A 21,851-nucleotide genomic window follows, 5' to 3' on the forward strand; every position below is an offset into this window, starting at 1 on the left:
TCAGAACCTCAGGCCAGTGATAAAGGATACCAGGCGAACCAGAATACCATCCAGTCCCCACAGGATCAGTGACATTACTGCGGTAACCGCAGCCACAATCAGCGTGGTGTGCAATGTTTCCTGGCGAGTCGGCCAAATGACCTTACGGACTTCGGTACGCGCTTCACGGGCAAAAGCAACGGTTGCTTTACCTTTTGTCGTTAACAGCGCGACACCACCCGCTGCAGCAATCAGAATTACTACGGCCAGCGCACGCAGCGGCAGCATAATGTCGCGATAAAGGTAGTTGCCGACAATCGCTACCAGGAGCAATGCCACCACAACGACCCACTTCATCGCTTCCAGGCCGCGCCCGCTTCCTTGAGCTTCGGTATTCGCACTCATAAACCAACCTGTCAGAAGTATTCTACAAACATTTTCACCCCGCGATCGCGAGGCAAACCAAATCGAAACGCGTATTAGCTTTTCGGATTATACGCCCTCAACAGAGCCTGTCTCAGCAATGATTATGACAAAGAAAATCACTGATGAGCCAGGTTCTGGTACGAAAGCGTGCAAAAAGGGCATCAAATGATGCCCTTTTAGTGCGCATTGCGTCAAATGTTATCGGCAATTAGCTCAGAACTTTTGCTACAACGCCCGCGCCAACGGTACGGCCGCCTTCACGGATTGCGAAACGCAGACCGTCGTCCATCGCGATCGGGTGGATCAGGGTAACAACCATTTTGATGTTGTCGCCCGGCATTACCATCTCTACACCTTCCGGCAGTTCGATGGTACCAGTCACGTCAGTAGTACGGAAGTAGAACTGCGGACGGTAGCCTTTGAAGAACGGAGTATGACGACCGCCTTCATCTTTGGACAGAATGTACACTTCAGATTCGAACTTGGTGTGCGGCTTGATGGTGCCCGGCTTAGCCAGTACCTGACCACGTTCGATTTCTTCACGTTTGATACCACGCAGCAGAACACCTACGTTCTCACCAGCACGGCCTTCGTCCAGCAGTTTGCGGAACATTTCAACGCCAGTACAGGTAGACTTCTGAGTCTCTTTGATACCAACGATTTCAACTTCTTCACCAACTTTGATGATACCGCGTTCTACACGACCGGTAACAACGGTACCACGACCGGAGATGGAGAATACGTCTTCGATCGGCAGCAGGAACGGCTTGTCAATCGCACGCTCTGGTTCCGGAATGTAGGAATCCAGGAAGCCAGCCAGTTCCAGGATTTTCGCTTCCCACTCTGCGTCGCCTTCCAGCGCTTTCAGAGCAGAACCACGAACGATCGGAGTGTCGTCGCCCGGGAAGTCGTACTGAGACAGAAGTTCACGAACTTCCATTTCAACCAGTTCCAGCAGCTCTTCGTCATCAACCATGTCGCATTTGTTCAGGAACACGATGATGTACGGAACGCCTACCTGACGACCCAGCAGGATGTGCTCACGAGTCTGCGGCATCGGGCCGTCAGTCGCAGCAACTACCAGGATCGCGCCGTCCATCTGAGCAGCACCGGTGATCATGTTTTTAACATAGTCGGCGTGCCCCGGGCAGTCTACGTGCGCGTAGTGACGGGTCGGGGTGTCGTATTCAACGTGAGAAGTGTTGATGGTGATACCACGAGCTTTTTCTTCCGGCGCGTTATCGATCTGGTCGAATGCGCGAGCAGCACCGCCGTAGGTTTTAGCCAGTACGGTAGTGATTGCAGCGGTCAGCGTTGTTTTACCATGGTCAACGTGGCCGATAGTACCGACGTTAACGTGCGGTTTTGTACGTTCAAACTTTTCTTTAGACATCGATTGTCCCTCTAAGACACGGATAAATCGGTGATATCACCACATCAACCAGGCAACATGCCCGACTTGTTGAATGCAATAAACAGAAGGAAAAAACAGGGAGGAGAAAAGAAGTGGTGCTGATAGGCAGATTCGAACTGCCGACCTCACCCTTACCAAGGGTGCGCTCTACCAACTGAGCTATATCAGCACATCTTGGAGCGGGCAGCGGGAATCGAACCCGCATCATCAGCTTGGAAGGCTGAGGTAATAGCCATTATACGATGCCCGCATCCTGGAACTCGGCTACCTGATTTTCATTCTGCACTGAATATCGAGAGAAGCTCTCTTTATTCGAGCCGGTAAGCGAACTTATCGTCTCGGGCTACGCCATCGCGTGGCCGAAATTGGTGGTGGGGGAAGGATTCGAACCTTCGAAGTCTGTGACGGCAGATTTACAGTCTGCTCCCTTTGGCCGCTCGGGAACCCCACCGGACTTGATGGTGCCGACTACCGGAATCGAACTGGTGACCTACTGATTACAAGTCAGTTGCTCTACCTACTGAGCTAAGTCGGCATCAAGTAGCGCGCATTCTATGGAGACATGCGAGTTCATGCAACTAAAAAATTGCATAATTTGTTTTATTGGTCACATTTTATGCGACACGATGAAGAAACAGCCGAACGGAGGGCAGATTAGCACACTTTTTCAACATCATTGTGCTCAACAATGTGCTCCTGCTAAACCATAATTCTTTTTATCAGATGGAATATCTGTCACATTGCTTTTCAACGATAGCTTCCTGGGAGAGATTTTTTCTTATTATTCCTCCCCATCTGGTGTTACCCTCCTGCCCATTAACCCATTCAACAGAACTGTGACGCGCCATGGCAAATATCGCTTTGCCGATAGAGCTATGACCGCCAGAAACATGCTTATGAGTATAAAAGAGCAAACGTTAATGACGCCTTACCTACAGTTTGACCGCAACCAGTGGGCAGCTCTGCGTGATTCCGTACCTATGACGTTATCGGAAGATGAGATCGCCCGTCTCAAAGGTATTAATGAAGATCTCTCGTTAGAAGAAGTTGCCGAGATCTATTTACCTCTGTCACGTTTGCTGAACTTCTATATAAGCTCGAATCTGCGCCGTCAGGCAGTTCTGGAACAGTTTCTTGGTACCAACGGGCAACGCATTCCTTACATTATCAGTATTGCTGGTAGTGTCGCGGTGGGGAAAAGTACAACCGCCCGTGTATTGCAGGCGCTATTAAGCCGTTGGCCGGAACATCGTCGTGTTGAACTGATCACTACAGATGGCTTCCTTCACCCTAATCAGGTTCTGAAAGAACGTGGTCTGATGAAGAAGAAAGGCTTCCCGGAATCGTATGATATGCATCGCCTGGTGAAGTTTGTTTCCGATCTCAAATCCGGCGTGCCAAACGTTACAGCCCCTGTTTACTCGCATCTTATTTATGATGTGATCCCGGATGGAGATAAAACTGTTGTTCAGCCTGATATTTTAATTCTTGAAGGGTTAAATGTCTTACAGAGCGGGATGGATTATCCACACGATCCACATCATGTATTTGTTTCTGATTTTGTCGATTTTTCGATATATGTTGATGCACCGGAAGACTTACTTCAGACGTGGTATATCAACCGTTTTCTGAAATTCCGCGAAGGGGCTTTTACAGACCCGGATTCCTATTTTCATAACTACGCGAAATTAACTAAAGAAGAAGCTATTAAGACTGCCATGACATTGTGGAAAGAGATCAACTGGCTGAACTTAAAGCAAAATATTCTACCTACTCGCGAGCGTGCCAGTTTAATCCTGACGAAAAGTGCTAATCATGCAGTAGAAGAGGTCAGACTACGCAAATAATTTAAAGGGGAGTTAATGCTCCCCTTTCTTATTTTTCTGCACTACGCAGGGATATTTCACCGCCCATCCAGGGTTTTATTATTCCATCCTGCTCAAGTAATAAAGCACCCTGTTTGTCTATTCCGCGTGAAATGCCAAATATTTCTTTATCACCAATGATAAGTTTCACTGGGCGATTAATAAAATTATCCAACTTTTCCCAGCGCGAAAGATAAGGTGTCAATCCTTCTTGCTCGAAGAGTTCCAGCGCCGCGCGTAATTCACGTATCAGCATGGCCGCAAGAGTATTACGATCGAGATTGATCCCGGCTTCCTGCAGCGTGATCCACCCTTGATTAACGACACTCTCTTCAACACGACGCATTGCCATGTTGATCCCTGCACCAATGACTATTTGCGCCGCATCGCCGGTTTTGCCAGTCAGCTCCACAAGAATGCCTGCCAGCTTGCGATCCTGCAGATAGAGGTCATTAGGCCATTTAACACGAACTTTATCTGCACCCAGCTTGCGTAATACTTCCGCCATCACGATACCGATAACCAGACTTAAACCAATCGCCGCCGCCGGGCCCTGTTCCAGACGCCAGAACATCGACAAATATAAGTTCGCGCCAAAAGGCGAAAACCATTTCCGACCACGACGACCACGGCCAGCATGCTGGTATTCTGCAACACAGGCATCGCCAGATTTAAGCTCTCCGATGCGGTCCAGGAGATACTGATTCGTGGAGTCAATAACTGGCAGCACGGCTACACTGCCGTCATCCAGCTGACTCAATATCTTTTCGGCATTAAGTAACTGGATTGGCTCGGGCAAGCTGTATCCTTTACCCGGAACAGTAAATACATCAACGCCCCAGTCACGCAGTGTCTGAATGTGTTTATTAATAGCCGCCCGGCTCATTCCCAGCGTTTCACCCAACTGCTCGCCAGAGTGAAATTCGCCATTCGCTAACAGGGCGATCAATTTCAGTGGCACGGTGTTATCCTTCATGAAATTGTCTCCACTGCGCTCACTTCACCTGATGCACCAATAAAGCGGACTTCAGGCTCAAGCCAGACATTAAATTTTTCACCCACTTTTTGTCTTACATGATGCGCCAGCTGTACAACATCTTCGCTTTTTGCATCGTGCTCATTTATGAGAACCAGCGCCTGTTGACGGTGTACCGCAGCCCCACCAATTTGCGTCCCTTTAAGCTGGCACTGATCAATAAGCCAACCCGCGGCCAGTTTTACTGAACCATCCACCTGGGGGTAATGTGGGGCTGTTGGAAATTGTGCCAACAACGCGTTAGCAGTTTCGGCAGAAACAACAGGATTTTTGAAGAAACTACCCGCATTACCGTTCACTTTTGGATCAGGGAGTTTGGTGGTGCGCATATGACACACCGCATCAAATACTTGCTGTGGCGTTACCGTTGAAGGATCCAGGCGAGTTAAGTCACCATACGTCAGTACAGGTTGCCACTCTTTTGGCAGACGCAGACCTACGGCTACAATGGCGAAGCGATCCTGGTATTCATGTTTAAAAATACTGTCTCGATAGCCAAAACGGCACTCTTTGGCAGTTAAGCGTACTTGCTTGCCTGTCGCCAGTTCAACACAATCAACATAAGCGCAAACTCGCTGTAATTCTACGCCATAAGCACCAATATTCTGGATAGGTGATGAGCCGATACAACCAGGAATTAATGCCAGATTTTCCAGACCAGGCATACCTTCCTGCAAAGTGTATTTTACCAGGCGATGCCAGTTTTCTCCGGCTCCTACATGTAAATACCACGCATCAGGTTCATCATGAATTTCGATACCTTTGATCCGGTTGATGATCACCGTGCCGCGATAGTCCTCCAGAAAAAGTACATTACTTCCTTCACCCAGAATAAGAACGGGTTGTCCTTCTGCGGTTGCATGCTGCCAGGCATTGAGTAATTGTTGTTCGTCTTCGGCACATACAATGTGCTGAGCATTATGATCAATGCCAAATGTGTTCCAGGGTTTTAAGGAGTGGTTCATAGCTGCTTTCCTGATGCAAAAACGAGGCTAGTTTACCGTATCTGTGGGGGGATGGCTTGTAGATATGACGACAGGAAGAGTTTATAGAAACGCAAAAAGGCCCAGTCTTCCGACTGGGCCTTTCGCTAAATTTGATGCCTGGCAGTTCCCTACTCTCGCATGGGGAGACCCCACACTACCATCGGCGCTACGGCGTTTCACTTCTGAGTTCGGCATGGGGTCAGGTGGGACCGCCGCGCTAAGGCCGCCAGGCAAATTCTGTTTCATTAACCCGCTTGTCGCCGGTTAATCTAATCTGTATCAGGCTGAAAATCTTCTCTCATCCGCCAAAACATCTTCGGCGTTGTAAGGTTAAGCCTCACGGTTCATTAGTACCGGTTAGCTCAACGCATCGCTGCGCTTACACACCCGGCCTATCAACGTCGTCGTCTTCAACGTTCCTTCAGGAGACTCTAAGTCTCAGGGAGAACTCATCTCGGGGCAAGTTTCGTGCTTAGATGCTTTCAGCACTTATCTCTTCCGCATTTAGCTACCGGGCAGTGCCATTGGCATGACAACCCGAACACCAGTGATGCGTCCACTCCGGTCCTCTCGTACTAGGAGCAGCCCCCCTCAGTTCTCCAGCGCCCACGGCAGATAGGGACCGAACTGTCTCACGACGTTCTAAACCCAGCTCGCGTACCACTTTAAATGGCGAACAGCCATACCCTTGGGACCTACTTCAGCCCCAGGATGTGATGAGCCGACATCGAGGTGCCAAACACCGCCGTCGATATGAACTCTTGGGCGGTATCAGCCTGTTATCCCCGGAGTACCTTTTATCCGTTGAGCGATGGCCCTTCCATTCAGAACCACCGGATCACTATGACCTGCTTTCGCACCTGCTCGCGCCGTCACGCTCGCAGTCAAGCTGGCTTATGCCATTGCACTAACCTCCTGATGTCCGACCAGGATTAGCCAACCTTCGTGCTCCTCCGTTACTCTTTAGGAGGAGACCGCCCCAGTCAAACTACCCACCAGACACTGTCCGCAACCCGGATTACGGGCCAACGTTAGAACATCAAACATTAAAGGGTGGTATTTCAAGGTCGGCTCCATGCAGACTGGCGTCCACACTTCAAAGCCTCCCACCTATCCTACACATCAAGGCTCAATGTTCAGTGTCAAGCTATAGTAAAGGTTCACGGGGTCTTTCCGTCTTGCCGCGGGTACACTGCATCTTCACAGCGAGTTCAATTTCACTGAGTCTCGGGTGGAGACAGCCTGGCCATCATTACGCCATTCGTGCAGGTCGGAACTTACCCGACAAGGAATTTCGCTACCTTAGGACCGTTATAGTTACGGCCGCCGTTTACCGGGGCTTCGATCAAGAGCTTCGCGTTACCGCTAACCCCATCAATTAACCTTCCGGCACCGGGCAGGCGTCACACCGTATACGTCCACTTTCGTGTTTGCACAGTGCTGTGTTTTTAATAAACAGTTGCAGCCAGCTGGTATCTTCGACTGATTTCAGCTCCACGAGCAAGTCGCTTCACCTACATATCAGCGTGCCTTCTCCCGAAGTTACGGCACCATTTTGCCTAGTTCCTTCACCCGAGTTCTCTCAAGCGCCTTGGTATTCTCTACCTGACCACCTGTGTCGGTTTGGGGTACGATTTGATGTTACCTGATGCTTAGAGGCTTTTCCTGGAAGCAGGGCATTTGTCGCTTCAGCACCGTAGTGCCTCGTCATCACGCCTCAGCCTTGGTTTTCCGGATTTGCCTGGAAAACCAGCCTACACGCTTAAACCGGGACAACCGTCGCCCGGCCAACATAGCCTTCTCCGTCCCCCCTTCGCAGTAACACCAAGTACAGGAATATTAACCTGTTTCCCATCGACTACGCCTTTCGGCCTCGCCTTAGGGGTCGACTCACCCTGCCCCGATTAACGTTGGACAGGAACCCTTGGTCTTCCGGCGAGCGGGCTTTTCACCCGCTTTATCGTTACTTATGTCAGCATTCGCACTTCTGATACCTCCAGCAACCCTCACAGGCCACCTTCACAGGCTTACAGAACGCTCCCCTACCCAACAACACATAGTGTCGCTGCCGCAGCTTCGGTGCATGGTTTAGCCCCGTTACATCTTCCGCGCAGGCCGACTCGACCAGTGAGCTATTACGCTTTCTTTAAATGATGGCTGCTTCTAAGCCAACATCCTGGCTGTCTGGGCCTTCCCACATCGTTTCCCACTTAACCATGACTTTGGGACCTTAGCTGGCGGTCTGGGTTGTTTCCCTCTTCACGACGGACGTTAGCACCCGCCGTGTGTCTCCCGTGATAACATTCTCCGGTATTCGCAGTTTGCATCGGGTTGGTAAGTCGGGATGACCCCCTTGCCGAAACAGTGCTCTACCCCCGGAGATGAATTCACGAGGCGCTACCTAAATAGCTTTCGGGGAGAACCAGCTATCTCCCGGTTTGATTGGCCTTTCACCCCCAGCCACAAGTCATCCGCTAATTTTTCAACATTAGTCGGTTCGGTCCTCCAGTTAGTGTTACCCAACCTTCAACCTGCCCATGGCTAGATCACCGGGTTTCGGGTCTATACCCTGCAACTTAACGCCCAGTTAAGACTCGGTTTCCCTTCGGCTCCCCTATTCGGTTAACCTTGCTACAGAATATAAGTCGCTGACCCATTATACAAAAGGTACGCAGTCACCCCATAAAGAGGCTCCCACTGCTTGTACGTACACGGTTTCAGGTTCTTTTTCACTCCCCTCGCCGGGGTTCTTTTCGCCTTTCCCTCACGGTACTGGTTCACTATCGGTCAGTCAGGAGTATTTAGCCTTGGAGGATGGTCCCCCCATATTCAGACAGGATACCACGTGTCCCGCCCTACTCATCGAGCTCACAATATGTGCATTTTTGTGTACGGGGCTGTCACCCTGTATCGCGCGCCTTTCCAGACGCTTCCACTAACACACACACTGATTCAGGCTCTGGGCTCCTCCCCGTTCGCTCGCCGCTACTGGGGGAATCTCGGTTGATTTCTTTTCCTCGGGGTACTTAGATGTTTCAGTTCCCCCGGTTCGCCTCATTAACCTATGGATTCAGTTAATGATAGTGTGTCGAAACACACTGGGTTTCCCCATTCGGAAATCGCCGGTTATAACGGTTCATATCACCTCACCGACGCTTATCGCAGATTAGCACGTCCTTCATCGCCTCTGACTGCCAGGGCATCCACCGTGTACGCTTAGTCGCTTAACCTCACAACCCGAAGATGTTTCTTGCGATCCATCATCGTGTTGCGAAAATTTGAGAGACTCACGAACAACTTTCGTTGTTCAGTGTTTCAATTTTCAGCTTGATCCAGATTTTTAAAGAGCAAATATCTCAAACATCACCCGAAGATGAGTTTTGAGATATTAAGGCAGGTGACTTTCACTCACAAACCAGCAAGTGGCGTCCCCTAGGGGATTCGAACCCCTGTTACCGCCGTGAAAGGGCGGTGTCCTGGGCCTCTAGACGAAGGGGACGTATCAGTCTGCTTCGCAAGACGCCTTGCTTTTCACTTTCTATCAGACAATCTGTGTGAGCACTGCAAAGTACGCTTCTTTAAGGTAAGGAGGTGATCCAACCGCAGGTTCCCCTACGGTTACCTTGTTACGACTTCACCCCAGTCATGAATCACAAAGTGGTAAGCGCCCTCCCGAAGGTTAAGCTACCTACTTCTTTTGCAACCCACTCCCATGGTGTGACGGGCGGTGTGTACAAGGCCCGGGAACGTATTCACCGTGGCATTCTGATCCACGATTACTAGCGATTCCGACTTCATGGAGTCGAGTTGCAGACTCCAATCCGGACTACGACGCACTTTATGAGGTCCGCTTGCTCTCGCGAGGTCGCTTCTCTTTGTATGCGCCATTGTAGCACGTGTGTAGCCCTGGTCGTAAGGGCCATGATGACTTGACGTCATCCCCACCTTCCTCCAGTTTATCACTGGCAGTCTCCTTTGAGTTCCCGGCCGGACCGCTGGCAACAAAGGATAAGGGTTGCGCTCGTTGCGGGACTTAACCCAACATTTCACAACACGAGCTGACGACAGCCATGCAGCACCTGTCTCACGGTTCCCGAAGGCACATTCTCATCTCTGAAAACTTCCGTGGATGTCAAGACCAGGTAAGGTTCTTCGCGTTGCATCGAATTAAACCACATGCTCCACCGCTTGTGCGGGCCCCCGTCAATTCATTTGAGTTTTAACCTTGCGGCCGTACTCCCCAGGCGGTCGACTTAACGCGTTAGCTCCGGAAGCCACGCCTCAAGGGCACAACCTCCAAGTCGACATCGTTTACGGCGTGGACTACCAGGGTATCTAATCCTGTTTGCTCCCCACGCTTTCGCACCTGAGCGTCAGTCTTCGTCCAGGGGGCCGCCTTCGCCACCGGTATTCCTCCAGATCTCTACGCATTTCACCGCTACACCTGGAATTCTACCCCCCTCTACGAGACTCAAGCTTGCCAGTATCAGATGCAGTTCCCAGGTTGAGCCCGGGGATTTCACATCTGACTTAACAAACCGCCTGCGTGCGCTTTACGCCCAGTAATTCCGATTAACGCTTGCACCCTCCGTATTACCGCGGCTGCTGGCACGGAGTTAGCCGGTGCTTCTTCTGCGGGTAACGTCAATGAGCAAAGGTATTAACTTTACTCCCTTCCTCCCCGCTGAAAGTACTTTACAACCCGAAGGCCTTCTTCATACACGCGGCATGGCTGCATCAGGCTTGCGCCCATTGTGCAATATTCCCCACTGCTGCCTCCCGTAGGAGTCTGGACCGTGTCTCAGTTCCAGTGTGGCTGGTCATCCTCTCAGACCAGCTAGGGATCGTCGCCTAGGTGAGCCGTTACCCCACCTACTAGCTAATCCCATCTGGGCACATCCGATGGCAAGAGGCCCTAAGGTCCCCCTCTTTGGTCTTGCGACGTTATGCGGTATTAGCTACCGTTTCCAGTAGTTATCCCCCTCCATCAGGCAGTTTCCCAGACATTACTCACCCGTCCGCCACTCGTCAGCAAAGCAGCAAGCTGCTTCCTGTTACCGTTCGACTTGCATGTGTTAGGCCTGCCGCCAGCGTTCAATCTGAGCCATGATCAAACTCTTCAATTTAAAAGTTTGATGCTCAAAGAATTAAACTTCGTAATGAATTACGTGTTCACTCCTGAGACTTGGTATTCATTTTTCGTCTTGCGACGTTAAGAATCCGTATCTTCGAGTGCCCACACAGATTGTCTGATAAATTGTTAAAGAGCAGTGCCGCTTCGCTTTTTCTCAGCGGCGCGGGGTGTGCATGATACGCTTTCCCGCTACAGAGTCAAGCATTTATTTTTGCTTTCTCTGCCGAAGTTCTCAGGAGAACCCCGCTGACCCGGCGGCGTGTTTGCCGTTGTTCCGTGTCAGTGGTGGCGCATTATAGGGAGTTATTCCGGCCTGACAAGAGGAAATTTAAAATAATTTTCTGACCGCGCAACATTCAACCAAATCAGCCTAAAACTGCCAGTTTTTCGAGCGTTTCGAAGCCGTAACGCTGTAAAACGGGCAATAATTGTTCAGCTTCTGGCGTCATTGCCATACAAAAGGCAATATTCGCATCGGCAGATTTTGCATCCGGGGCTTCATGTTCTAACAGCCAGGCCGTTCGGCGAGCAATCGCTGCGCCAGAATCCACCAGCCGGGTTCCCTCTGGCAGCACCTGTAACAGTTCTTCTTGTAGTAGAGGGAAATGGGTACACCCCAGTACAACGGTATCTGGCGGCTCTTTCATTCTTAACCACGGGCGTAGGATACGTTTTAGCGCATCCAGAGAAACATCTTCGCCATGCAGCTTCGCTTCAGCCAACTCAACCATCTCTGCCGAGCCCAGCATTTCTATCTGGCATTCATTAGCGAAACGCGCGATCAGCTCATGAGTATAAGAACGTTTAACAGTTCCGCGGGTTGCCAGTAATCCGACAATGCCATTTGCCGTCAGACGTGCAGCAGGTTTAATCGCCGGCACGACACCAACAACCGGGAAGTCGAACTTTTCGCGTAATGCAGGAAGTGAAACGGTACTGGCGGTGTTGCAAGCGACCACAGCCAGCGCAAGGGGATAACGTTCTTGCACTGCGGTGACAATTTCCACCACTCGCTCAACAATAAACACTTCGCTTTTTTCGCCATACGGGAAAGCGACGTTATCGAAAGCATAAATGTAATGGAGATCCGGTAAGAGATGCCGGATCTCGTCATAGACCGACAACCCACCGACGCCGGAGTCAAACACCAGCACGGTGGGACGTGGTTCAGAAGGTGTAGCTGCCAGACAAGGTGTATTCCCGTCCTGCAGTTTGGTAGCCATAGACTGTCTCATAATCTTTGTCGAACAGGTTGGCTATTTTACCACGAACTGTCAGGTGAGAGGTGACCGGATACGCAACCGCAAGATCCCACAAGCTCACACCGCCCATTTTAACGGTTTGATAAGGATAAGATGAGTAATCCTTATCATAGCGAGTGCCTAAATACTGATAAGTAATCCCCCAGTCGAAGTCATACAACTGCCAGTCGAGCTGGTATTTCACCTGCTGTTTAGCACGGCGTAACAACGGCGTGTCAGTAATTGCATTGCGCGCATCAACATAATCATAACTCACAGTATGCGTCAGTGGTCCGGTATCAAAATTAGCGGTCGCCTCGACACCCTTAATCCGCGCTTTCCCTTCGTTGTAATATTTCAGGGTGTGATCATCATAATCGATCAAGTCACTGACATCGTTACGATATCCGGAAATACGCCAGTTAACCCCAGCAGTTAAGCCTTCAAACGCGCCTTCCCATTGTTTGCTTTTCTCAGGATTCAGATTCGGATTACCGTAGGTGCCATACAGTTGCCCAAGATTTGGTGCCTTATAAGATGTTCCGTAGGAAGCAATAAAGCGATAACCTTCGATGAACTCCCAACCGGCGCTGGTTTGCCAGGTACCATGACGACCAAACTGAGAATTATCGTCGCTGCGTCCTGCGCCTTCAAAAGTAAAATCGCCGACTTGTTGCAGCCCAGTCAGATAGATGCCGGTATTACGTTGATCATATCCATCCTCAACATAAGCTGTGCCCGGTGCCGTGCTCTGCTTCTGCCAGTCAACACCCGCACCAATATTACCGTGGCCAATGATGATGTTGTTTGCCCACTGGACGGTGTACTGTTTCATCTCATCGAGCGTCGCGGACGAATCATAACGACCATAATGCGGATCGTAGTTGTAATCTTTGCTATGGCTGTAGCTGGTAATCAGTTGTGATTTAATCAGTTCGCCGTTATAGCGCAGTCCGGCATCCCAACTTTGGCTATAGAGTTTACGGGTATCGACCAGTGGCAAGCCGGGAGAATAATATGCGTCATAATTGGTACGATTATCATAGCCATAGCCGCGCACAAAGCCGCTCCAGACATCAGTAAAATTATGCTCCAGCGCGCCATAAAGCGTTTTACTTAAAAAACCATCGTTATCTGGCTGCGCTTGCGTTCCGGTATTACCATAGGCGACAACATCATAACCATGAGTATGGGCATAATCGCCCAACAGCGTTACCCGTGTCTTATCCCCCAGTTGTTGCTGTGTAGAAACATCATAGTTCTGATAACTATTGCTTCCCCACCCTGCTGAAATTTCCGTTCCGGGGTGATCGCGCGTCGTGATGATATTCACGACCCCGCCTATTGCATCTGAACCATAAACAGCGGAGCGCGGCCCACGGATATATTCAACACGCTGGACAAGCGCAATAGGGAACTGACTAAGATCAGCAGAACCACTCACCCCCGCCAAATTCAGGCGGACGCCATCAATTAACACCAACACATGACTGGCATTTGTACCGCGAATAAAAATAGATGAGAGCTGACCTGAACCGCCGTTTTGGGTGATATCCACGCCCGGAAGACGGCGCAGCACATCATTGACCGAGGTCGACTGCCAGCGGTCGATATCCTGACGCGTCACAACAGTAGTTGGCGCAAGCACAGTGCTGCGCGGTTGTTCAAAACGGTTAGCAGTAACGACGAGAGTATCCGGGCTGGTATCCTGTGCCCAAGCGGAAAATGCCGTGACAGAACACGCCGTCAGCAGCGAAGCTTTTTTAATCATTGTAAAGCATCCACAATAGAAGAAGGATGCCGCAGGTTTCATCAATATTACGCGATGATGAGAACCAGATGCGACGTTGGCCGGCAGGTCTTCGGGCTTGGAGGGGTATCTAAGATACTAAGAGATGATGACTTCCCACCGGATGGCAGTGTCCGCATAACGCAATCATCGCACCTTTCCTTACCGCTGCGCGTCAGCTCCAGATTCGCACTGGATTCCCTATTAACTCACAGGACCGGCAAGTGGATGCTACAGGTTGTAACAAGTTACTGTCCAGACGTAGCTCACAAATAGGAATTCATCAAGATCTGGACATCTGATGAGCAATCCCTACAATCGCCGCGTACTTTAATTTTTCAGGATACATCATGACCCCCGAACACCTTCCAACAGAACAGTATGAAGCGCAGTTAGCCGAAAAAGTGGTACGTTTGCAAAGTATGATGGCACCGTTTTCTGACCTGGTTCCGGAAGTGTTTCGCTCGCCGGTCAGTCATTATCGGATGCGTGCGGAGTTCCGCATCTGGCACGATGGCGATGACCTGTACCACATCATTTTCGATCAACAAACCAAAAGTCGTATCCGTGTGGATAGCTTCCCCGCCGCCAGTGAACTTATCAACCAGTTGATGACGGCGATGATTGCGGGTGTGCGTAATAATCCCATTCTGCGCCACAAGTTGTTCCAGATTGATTACCTCACTACGCTAAGCAATCAAGCGGTTGTTTCCTTGCTGTACCATAAAAAGCTGGATGATGAGTGGCGTCAGCAGGCGGAAGCCCTGCGCGATGCACTGCGCGCGCAGAATCTGAATGTGCATCTGATTGGTCGGGCAACGAAAACCAAAATCGCGCTGGATCAGGATTACATCGACGAACGTCTGCCGATCGCGGGGAAAGAGATGATCTACCGTCAGGTAGAAAACAGCTTTACCCAACCGAACACGGCGATGAATATTCAGATGCTGGAATGGGCGCTGGACGTAACCAAAGGCTCAAAAGGCGATTTACTGGAGCTATACTGCGGCAACGGTAACTTTTCATTAGCGCTGGCACGCAATTTTGATCGGGTATTAGCCACCGAAATCGCCAAGCCGTCAGTCGCCGCCGCGCAATACAACATTGCCGCTAACCATATTGATAACGTACAAATTATTCGTATGGCGGCAGAAGAATTTACTCAGGCGATGAATGGTGTGCGCGAGTTTAACCGCCTGCAAGGAATCGACTTAAAGAGTTATCAGTGCGAAACCATTTTTGTCGACCCACCGCGCAGCGGTCTGGACAGTGAAACCGAGAAAATGGTGCAGGCGTATCCACGTATTCTGTATATCTCCTGCAATCCGGAAACGTTATGCAAGAATCTGGAAACATTAAGCCAGACGCACAAGGTCGAACGTCTGGCTCTATTTGATCAGTTCCCCTACACGCACCATATGGAGTGCGGCGTATTACTGACCGCGAAGTAAAACCCATGCCGGATGCGCTTGCATCCGGCATGATACCGATTACTCAGCAACTTCCTGCTTACGGTTACGCATCTTCGCGCCAATCCAGAACACCATAATGACGGACAGTACTGCCGGGAAGAAGTTAGAGCCGATATCCGGATATTCCGCACGAACTACCGTGCTGTACAGCAGTACGCCGAGAATAAAACAAGCAGCTGCCAGACCCGGCAAGCCTACCGGCATAGTGCGATTAAGATAACGTTGATGCAGGCAGTAAACTGTCAACACCAGGGAAATAATCGGGAATACAGAAAATGGTACAATGGAGCTAAACAGCGCTGCAAAAGTACCATTGATCGATAAGCCAGCAACCAACGCTAGCAGCAGCGTACCTCTATCTTGATTTGCTTGTTTCATTACTCGTCCTTCACATTTCCCGGAATAATTGTGGTTTTCTCTTGTTCACGGCGATACCAGTAATAAGCCCCTTTCGAAATCATTCGCAGCTGCAGTACCAGTCGCTCTTCTAATTGCCGGCGTTGCTCGACGCCGACATCCAACGCCTCGGCCCCCGCACTGAAGACAATCGTCACCATTGCTTCGGCTTGCGCTTCAGTAAACGCACGCGGCATATGGTTTTCGAGTTCCAGATAGTCCGCAAGTTCCGCAATGAAGTGCTGAATTTCACGCGCAACGGCGGCACGAAACGCAGCGGAGGTGCCGGAGCGTTCCCGCAATAATAACCGGAAGGCGTTAGGATTATTACCGATGAACTCCATAAATGTGGAGACCGAGGTGCGGATCACACTCCCGCCTTTGGCGATACGCTGACGCGCCTGACGCATGAGTTGGCGTAGCATTAAACCGCTCTCATCAACCATGGTCAGACCCAGTTCGTCTACGTCGCGGAAATGCCGATAAAAAGAGGTGGGAGCAATGCCTGCTTCTCGTGCCACTTCACGCAAACTCAGGCTGGCGAAGCTGCGTTCAGCACTTAATTGGCTAAATGCGGCTTCCACCAGCGAACGGCGGGTTTTTTCTTTTTGTTGCGCTCTTACGCCCATCACGATGTCTGAATCCTTGCCAAAAGTACTGCTGGCACTATACCAGAGAATGAACATACTGGATTGCTCCAGTGTTGTGAATGAACGGTAACGCAATAAAACATATTTACTGCAATTCTTTGGCCGGTTCTTTTACGTACAACAACGCCAGCATCGACAGCAACGTGCCTCCCCCCAGATACCACGCCGGAGCCGTCAGACTATCCAGCAACACGATGGATTGCGTGGCGAAATATTGCGCAAAACCGCCAAAGATTGCTACGCCAATGCTATAAACCAGCGCGAAACCTAATGCCCGAATCCGTTTCGGCAACAGTTCAGAGATCAACAACATCACTGGCACACCGCCAAGCGTGGTAAAGCTGACCATCACGAAAACCACCGTCAGCAACATGCCAGGGCTTGGGTAATTCACCAACAGCCAGAATGACGGCCAGCTACAGAGAAGCACCATCACACGGGAGATTAAAATCAGCTTTTTACGCCCAACCGAATCACATAGCATCCCCACCAACAGCGCACCCACAAACGTAATTACCCCCGCCAGTAACATCGCTGCATGAGAATAATGTTGAGGCATCGCCAGATACTTCGCCGCCCAGGTGCCGTAATAAAAGAGGGAGATATAGGTTGCGACCGTGCTACCAATAGCGAGTAAAACGCCATTAACGATAGTCGCCTTATGTTGCAGGAGCAGAGAAAACGCGCTTTCGCTGGTAGCAGCTTTTTTATTGCGCACTGGCTCAGGTACGTCATTTTCCAGGCTCAGACGCAACCAGCAACCGATAGGTGCTAATAACACGCCAATAAAAAACGGCACACGCCAGCCCCATTCTGCCATTACGGTTTCTGAACCTGTGGCGAACGGTAGCCATGCGCTCAGACCTAAAGCAACAACCCCACCGAAGGTCGTTGCCAGCCCTTGGGTCGCCAGTGACCAACTGCTGTAAAAGCCGCGACGATTTGCCGGAGCTGACTCCACCAGTAGCGACATTGAAGCCCCGACTTCACCACCTGCCGCAACGCCCTGAATTAGACGCGCCAGCACCAGCGTTGCAGTTCCCCAATAGCCCGCCGTTTCATACGTCGGTGCGATGCCGATCATCAGCGTACCGAGGCTCATCAGAGCAATAGTGAACACCATCGCCGGTTTACGCCCGAAGCGATCGGCCCAGGCACCAACGATAATCCCACCGAGCGGACGCATAAAAAAGCTCACACCAAACGTTGCAAATGCCAGTAACAGCGCGACGTTATGATCGGCACTGGGTGGGAAGAAAAGCGTACTGATATAGACCACAAAAAAGTTGTAAACGCCAAAATCAAAAAATTCGAGCGCATTGCCAAACGCCGAGGCAAAGATCACCCGCCTGCCGCTGGGCTTTTTCTTCACACTCACGGTTTCATTTACGATCGCCGTCATTCCATGTTCCTTGCCAAAAAGTGTTGTTGTGTGTTGTTTTATTTATTGCAGCCAGGCTTCAACCAGTGCGCCCCAGTAGCTGCTTGCCGGGACCAGGCTTGCATCGTTAAAGTCGTAACCGGGGTTATGCACCATGCAGGAACCTTCCCCGACATCGCCATTACCGAATAACAGGAAACCGCCTTTGGGTTGGGCTTCCAGCATGAAAGAGAAATCTTCACTGCCCATCAGGGGTTTGATGCCAAACTCAGCCCGATCTTCACCAAATGTTTTGCACGCCACCTGCCAGGCGAAGCGCGCCATCTCCTCGTCATTTACTAATACCGGTGTACCGTTAACATGCGTAACCTCAGCCGTAGCGCCAAAGCTGGCAGCCTGGGCTTGTGCAAGAGCAGGAATACGGGTCAGAAGAAGTTGTCGGGTATCGCGGCTAAGAGAGCGGACACTGATTTTCATCTCAGCACTGTCAGGAATGACGTTAGCCGCCTCACCCGCAACAATGCTGCCGACGGTAATTACCGCCGCTTCCAGCGGATCGACATTGCGCGACACAATGCTTTGTAATGCGGTGGTGATATGTGCGGCAACCAGCACTGGATCGATGGCTTTGTGCGGGATCGCACCGTGTCCGCCACAACCACGAACCGTAATATGGAACTGATCCATTGACGCCATCAGCGCCCCAGGCTGGAAGAAAAACTTGCCGACCGGCAAACCCGGCATGTTGTGCATCCCGAAAATGACATCGCAGGGGAAACGATCAAAAAGCCCCTCTTTAACCATGATCTCACCGCCGTTAATCATCTCTTCCGCAGGCTGGAAGATAAGGCGTAACGTGCCGTTAAAACGGCGGGTTTCGGCAAAATAACGCGCAGCCCCCAGCAGTATGGTGGTATGCCCGTCATGCCCGCAGGCGTGCATTAAACCAGGATGTTTACTGGCCCAGGGCTTGCCACTATTTTCATAAATCGGCAACGCATCCATATCCGCCCGCAGGCCAATACTTTTCTCTCCGTCGCCCACTTTTAACGTGGCTACCACGCCGGTTGTCGCCAGCCCTTGCTCAACCTCATAGCCCCACTGGCGCAGCTTTTCCGCAACCAAAGCACTGGTTTTAAATTCTTGTAATCCCAGCTCCGGGTTTTCGTGGATCTGATGGCGGATCTCGCGAAGTTCTTCCTCAAACCCACGAATATAGTGTTCGATCATCGGCTATTCCTTTATTCACTTATAAACAGGCTAATTAACGGATTTTATTGATGGTATAAATACAAATAACTCATCAATATAAAATATTTATATATTTGTTTTATAAGAAGATTTCATAAAGACAATAACAAAAAAGCACGCTTCGGCAAGATAAAACTATCAGCCATAAGAAAAAGCGATTAATAGTGAATAAATAAAATAAGAAGGAGGAAGACAAAGCAAAGGCCGCTCACGATATAGCCAGATAAATGACGGGGATCAATTGGCTTACCCGCGATAAAATGTTACCATTCTGTTGCTTTTATGTATAAGAACAGGTAAGCCCTACCATGCCACATTCCTACGATTACGATGCCATAGTAATAGGTTCCGGCCCCGGCGGCGAAGGCGCTGCGATGGGCCTGGTTAAGCAAGGTGCGCGCGTCGCAGTTATCGAGCGTTATCAAAATGTTGGCGGCGGTTGCACCCACTGGGGCACCATCCCGTCGAAAGCTCTCCGTCACGCCGTCAGCCGCATTATAGAATTCAATCAAAACCCACTATACAGCGACCATTCCCGACTGCTCCGCTCTTCTTTTGCCGATATCCTTAACCATGCCGATAACGTGATTAATCAACAAACGCGCATGCGTCAGGGATTTTACGAACGTAATCACTGTGAAATATTGCAGGGGAACGCTCGCTTTGTTGATGAGCATACGTTGGCGCTGGATTGCCCGGACGGCAGCGTCGAAACACTAACTGCTGAAAAATTTGTTATTGCCTGCGGCTCTCGTCCATATCATCCAACAGATGTTGATTTCACCCATCCACGCATTTATGACAGCGACTCAATTCTTAGCATGCACCACGAACCGCGCCATGTACTTATTTACGGTGCTGGAGTGATCGGCTGTGAATATGCGTCGATCTTCCGCGGTATGGATGTAAAAGTGGATCTGATCAACACCCGCGATCGCCTGCTGGCATTTCTCGATCAAGAGATGTCAGATTCTCTCTCCTATCACTTCTGGAACAGTGGCGTAGTGATTCGTCACAACGAAGAGTACGAGAAGATCGAAGGCTGTGACGACGGTGTGATCATGCATCTGAAGTCGGGTAAAAAACTGAAAGCTGACTGTCTGCTCTATGCCAACGGTCGCACCGGTAATACCGATTCGCTGGCGTTACAGAACATTGGGCTGGAAACTGACAGTCGCGGACAGCTGAAGGTCAACAGCATGTATCAGACCGCACAGCCGCACGTTTACGCGGTGGGCGACGTGATTGGTTATCCGAGCCTGGCGTCGGCAGCCTATGACCAGGGGCGCATTGCCGCGCAGGCGCTGGTGAAAGGTGAAGCCACCGCACATCTGATTGAAGATATCCCTACCGGCATTTACACCATCCCGGAAATCAGCTCTGTAGGCAAAACCGAACAGCAGCTGACCGCGATGAAAGTGCCATATGAAGTGGGCCGCGCCCAGTTTAAACATCTGGCACGTGCACAAATCGTCGGCATGAACGTGGGCACGCTGAAAATTTTGTTCCATCGGGAAACAAAAGAGATTCTGGGTATTCACTGCTTTGGCGAGCGCGCTGCCGAAATTATTCATATCGGTCAGGCGATTATGGAACAGAAAGGTGGCGGCAACACTATTGAGTACTTCGTCAACACCACCTTTAACTACCCGACGATGGCGGAAGCCTATCGGGTAGCTGCGCTAAATGGCTTAAACCGCCTGTTTTAACACTTTATCGAAATGGCCATCCATTCTTGCGCGGATGGCCTCTGCCAGCTGCTCATAGCGGCTGCGCAGCGGTGAGCCAGGACGATAAACCAGGCCAATAGTGCGGCGTGGTTCCGGCTTAATGCACGGCAGATAAACAACCCCATCGCGTTTGCGTTCCGGCGGCACAGCCAGCGCAGGCAGTAAAGTGATCCCGCTACCTGCCGCCACCATGTTGCGCAGAGTTTCCAGGCTGGTCGCGCGGAAGTGTGTATCTTCATCCGCCCCGGCTTCAAAACAGAAACCCATTGCCTGATCGCGCAAACAGTGACCATCTTCCAGCATCAGCAGTTTTTCCCCTGCCAGATCGGCCATCGGTACGCATTCGCGGTTCGCCCACGGGTGGTCTTCATAGATAGCCAGCAACATTGGCTCATCAAACAACGGCACTTCAATGAATGCTTCGCTCTCTTTCACCAGCGCGAGGATCACGCAATCGAGTTTGCCGCTGTCCAGTTGCGCCAGTAACTGGTGGGTCTGTGCTTCATGCAGATACATTTCCAGCTTTGGAAAGGTCTGGTGCAGCATCGGGATAATATGCGGTAGCAGGTACGGTCCAACCGTGGGAATCAAACCAATATGCAGCGGCCCGGACATCGTCTCGCCCTGCTGGCTTGCCATCTCTTTAAGGACTTTCACCTCACGCAGTACGGTACGCGCCTGATCCACCAGCAGCATTCCCGCCTGGGTGAACAACACTTTACGGCTGGTCCGCTCCAGCAACATCACGCCCAACTCATCTTCCAGCTTACGAATTTGCCCGCTAAGCGTCGGCTGGCTAACGTGGCAGGAATCTGCCGCACGCCGAAAATGGCGGTGTTCGGCCAATGCCACCAGGTACTCAAGATCACGAATATTCATTATCCATCCTCCATTGCCACGATAGTTCGCGGCGATAGGTAGCATAGCAACGAACGATTATCCCTATCAAGCATTCTGACTGATAATTGCTCACAGAAACGGAGCGGCACCTCTTTTAACCCTTGAAGTCACTGCCCGTTTCGAGAGTTTCTCAACTCGAATAACTAAAGCCAACGTGAACTTTTGCGGATCTCCAGGATCCGCTTTTTTTTATTCTACAGG

At 50.7% G+C, this 21,851-nt stretch carries 14 protein-coding genes, 5 tRNA genes, 3 rRNA genes and 1 riboswitch; of the genes, 3 read left to right on the forward strand and 19 right to left on the reverse strand.

Going from position 1 to position 21,851, the window contains the following annotated elements; all coding sequences use genetic code 11:
* The 6 genes from secE to EAS44_RS23545 form a co-directional block, all read right to left on the reverse strand.
* Window positions 1-384 carry a preprotein translocase subunit SecE gene (gene secE, locus EAS44_RS23520; protein ID WP_001275702.1) on the reverse strand — a complete coding sequence of 128 codons (384 nt, stop codon included), beginning with the start codon at window positions 382-384 and terminating at the stop codon, window positions 1-3.
* Window positions 385-613: 229 nt separating this feature from the next.
* A complete protein-coding gene (gene tuf, locus EAS44_RS23525; RefSeq protein WP_000031784.1) occupies window positions 614-1,798 on the reverse strand; it encodes an elongation factor Tu in 1,185 nt (394 codons plus the stop codon).
* 114 nt (window positions 1,799-1,912) lie between these two features.
* Window positions 1,913-1,988, reverse strand: a tRNA-Thr gene (locus EAS44_RS23530).
* 6 nt (window positions 1,989-1,994) lie between these two features.
* Window positions 1,995-2,069 (reverse strand) — tRNA-Gly (locus tag EAS44_RS23535).
* A 116-nt stretch (window positions 2,070-2,185) separates the two neighbouring features.
* Window positions 2,186-2,270, reverse strand: a tRNA-Tyr gene (locus tag EAS44_RS23540).
* A gap of 8 nt (window positions 2,271-2,278) precedes the next feature.
* A tRNA-Thr gene (locus EAS44_RS23545) sits at window positions 2,279-2,354 on the reverse strand.
* Window positions 2,355-2,715: 361 nt separating this feature from the next.
* Here EAS44_RS23545 and coaA point away from each other — a divergent pair.
* A complete protein-coding gene (gene coaA / locus EAS44_RS23550) occupies window positions 2,716-3,666 on the forward strand; it encodes a type I pantothenate kinase (protein ID WP_000023081.1) in 951 nt (316 codons plus the stop codon).
* 28 nt (window positions 3,667-3,694) lie between these two features.
* Here the strand turns inward: coaA and birA are convergent, their stop codons facing one another.
* The 8 genes from birA to btuB all read right to left on the reverse strand — a co-directional run bounded on the left by birA (window position 3,695) and on the right by btuB (window position 13,852).
* Entirely contained in the window at window positions 3,695-4,660 is a 966-nt protein-coding gene (gene birA, locus EAS44_RS23555; protein WP_000654598.1) for a bifunctional biotin--[acetyl-CoA-carboxylase] ligase/biotin operon repressor BirA, read from the reverse strand.
* Window positions 4,657-5,685 carry a UDP-N-acetylmuramate dehydrogenase gene (murB, locus tag EAS44_RS23560; protein ID WP_001016654.1) on the reverse strand — a complete coding sequence of 343 codons (1,029 nt, stop codon included), beginning with the start codon at window positions 5,683-5,685 and terminating at the stop codon, window positions 4,657-4,659. Before murB ends, birA begins: the two co-directional genes overlap by 4 nt.
* 136 nt (window positions 5,686-5,821) lie before the next feature.
* A 5S ribosomal RNA gene (gene rrf / locus EAS44_RS23565) occupies window positions 5,822-5,937 on the reverse strand.
* 95 nt (window positions 5,938-6,032) lie between these two features.
* Window positions 6,033-8,936, reverse strand: a 23S ribosomal RNA gene (locus EAS44_RS23570).
* Window positions 8,937-9,129: 193 nt separating this feature from the next.
* Window positions 9,130-9,205: transfer RNA gene (locus EAS44_RS23575), tRNA-Glu, on the reverse strand.
* Between the two features lie 85 nt (window positions 9,206-9,290).
* A 16S ribosomal RNA gene (locus EAS44_RS23580) occupies window positions 9,291-10,832 on the reverse strand.
* Together the 16S, 23S and 5S rRNA genes with 1 tRNA gene alongside form the textbook arrangement of a ribosomal RNA operon.
* Window positions 10,833-11,205: 373 nt before the next feature.
* A complete protein-coding gene (gene murI, locus EAS44_RS23585; RefSeq protein WP_000201829.1) occupies window positions 11,206-12,063 on the reverse strand; it encodes a glutamate racemase in 858 nt (285 codons plus the stop codon).
* Entirely contained in the window at window positions 12,008-13,852 is a 1,845-nt protein-coding gene (btuB, locus tag EAS44_RS23590) for a TonB-dependent vitamin B12 receptor BtuB (protein ID WP_000591379.1), read from the reverse strand. The genes murI and btuB overlap by 56 nt, the downstream gene beginning before the upstream one ends.
* A 64-nt stretch (window positions 13,853-13,916) precedes the next feature.
* A riboswitch (cobalamin riboswitch) is annotated at window positions 13,917-14,107 on the reverse strand.
* 113 nt (window positions 14,108-14,220) lie between these two features.
* Here btuB and trmA point away from each other — a divergent pair.
* The gene (trmA, locus tag EAS44_RS23595; RefSeq protein ID WP_025857216.1) at window positions 14,221-15,321 is read left to right on the forward strand and encodes a tRNA (uridine(54)-C5)-methyltransferase TrmA; all 1,101 of its coding nucleotides are present in this window, start codon (window positions 14,221-14,223) and stop codon (window positions 15,319-15,321) included.
* 39 nt (window positions 15,322-15,360) lie between these two features.
* On the opposite strand, the gene yijD is transcribed toward trmA, so the two are convergent.
* From yijD to EAS44_RS23615, 4 genes are all read right to left on the reverse strand, one after another.
* Complete coding sequence (gene yijD / locus EAS44_RS23600) at window positions 15,361-15,720, reverse strand: YijD family membrane protein (RefSeq protein ID WP_000806411.1); 360 nt, start codon at window positions 15,718-15,720, stop codon at window positions 15,361-15,363.
* Window positions 15,720-16,370 carry an HTH-type transcriptional repressor FabR gene (gene fabR / locus EAS44_RS23605; protein ID WP_122083113.1) on the reverse strand — a complete coding sequence of 217 codons (651 nt, stop codon included), beginning with the start codon at window positions 16,368-16,370 and terminating at the stop codon, window positions 15,720-15,722. The genes yijD and fabR overlap by 1 nt, the downstream gene beginning before the upstream one ends.
* Window positions 16,371-16,473: 103 nt before the next feature.
* Window positions 16,474-17,790 carry a citrate-proton symporter gene (locus EAS44_RS23610; RefSeq protein ID WP_000125464.1) on the reverse strand — a complete coding sequence of 439 codons (1,317 nt, stop codon included), beginning with the start codon at window positions 17,788-17,790 and terminating at the stop codon, window positions 16,474-16,476.
* Window positions 17,791-17,832: 42 nt separating this feature from the next.
* Entirely contained in the window at window positions 17,833-18,999 is a 1,167-nt protein-coding gene (locus EAS44_RS23615; RefSeq protein ID WP_000569571.1) for a M20 aminoacylase family protein, read from the reverse strand.
* 329 nt (window positions 19,000-19,328) lie between these two features.
* Between EAS44_RS23615 and sthA the strand changes: the two genes are divergently transcribed.
* Complete coding sequence (gene sthA / locus EAS44_RS23620; protein ID WP_001120810.1) at window positions 19,329-20,729, forward strand: Si-specific NAD(P)(+) transhydrogenase; 1,401 nt, start codon at window positions 19,329-19,331, stop codon at window positions 20,727-20,729.
* On the opposite strand, the gene oxyR is transcribed toward sthA, so the two are convergent.
* Complete coding sequence (oxyR, locus tag EAS44_RS23625; RefSeq protein WP_001025939.1) at window positions 20,712-21,629, reverse strand: DNA-binding transcriptional regulator OxyR; 918 nt, start codon at window positions 21,627-21,629, stop codon at window positions 20,712-20,714. The two genes, sthA and oxyR, sit on opposite strands and share 18 nt — an antisense overlap.
* Window positions 21,630-21,851: the final 222 nt, after the last annotated feature.

It is taken from the genome of Escherichia coli DSM 30083 = JCM 1649 = ATCC 11775 (genome assembly GCF_003697165.2).
Lineage (GTDB): Bacteria > Pseudomonadota > Gammaproteobacteria > Enterobacterales > Enterobacteriaceae > Escherichia > Escherichia coli.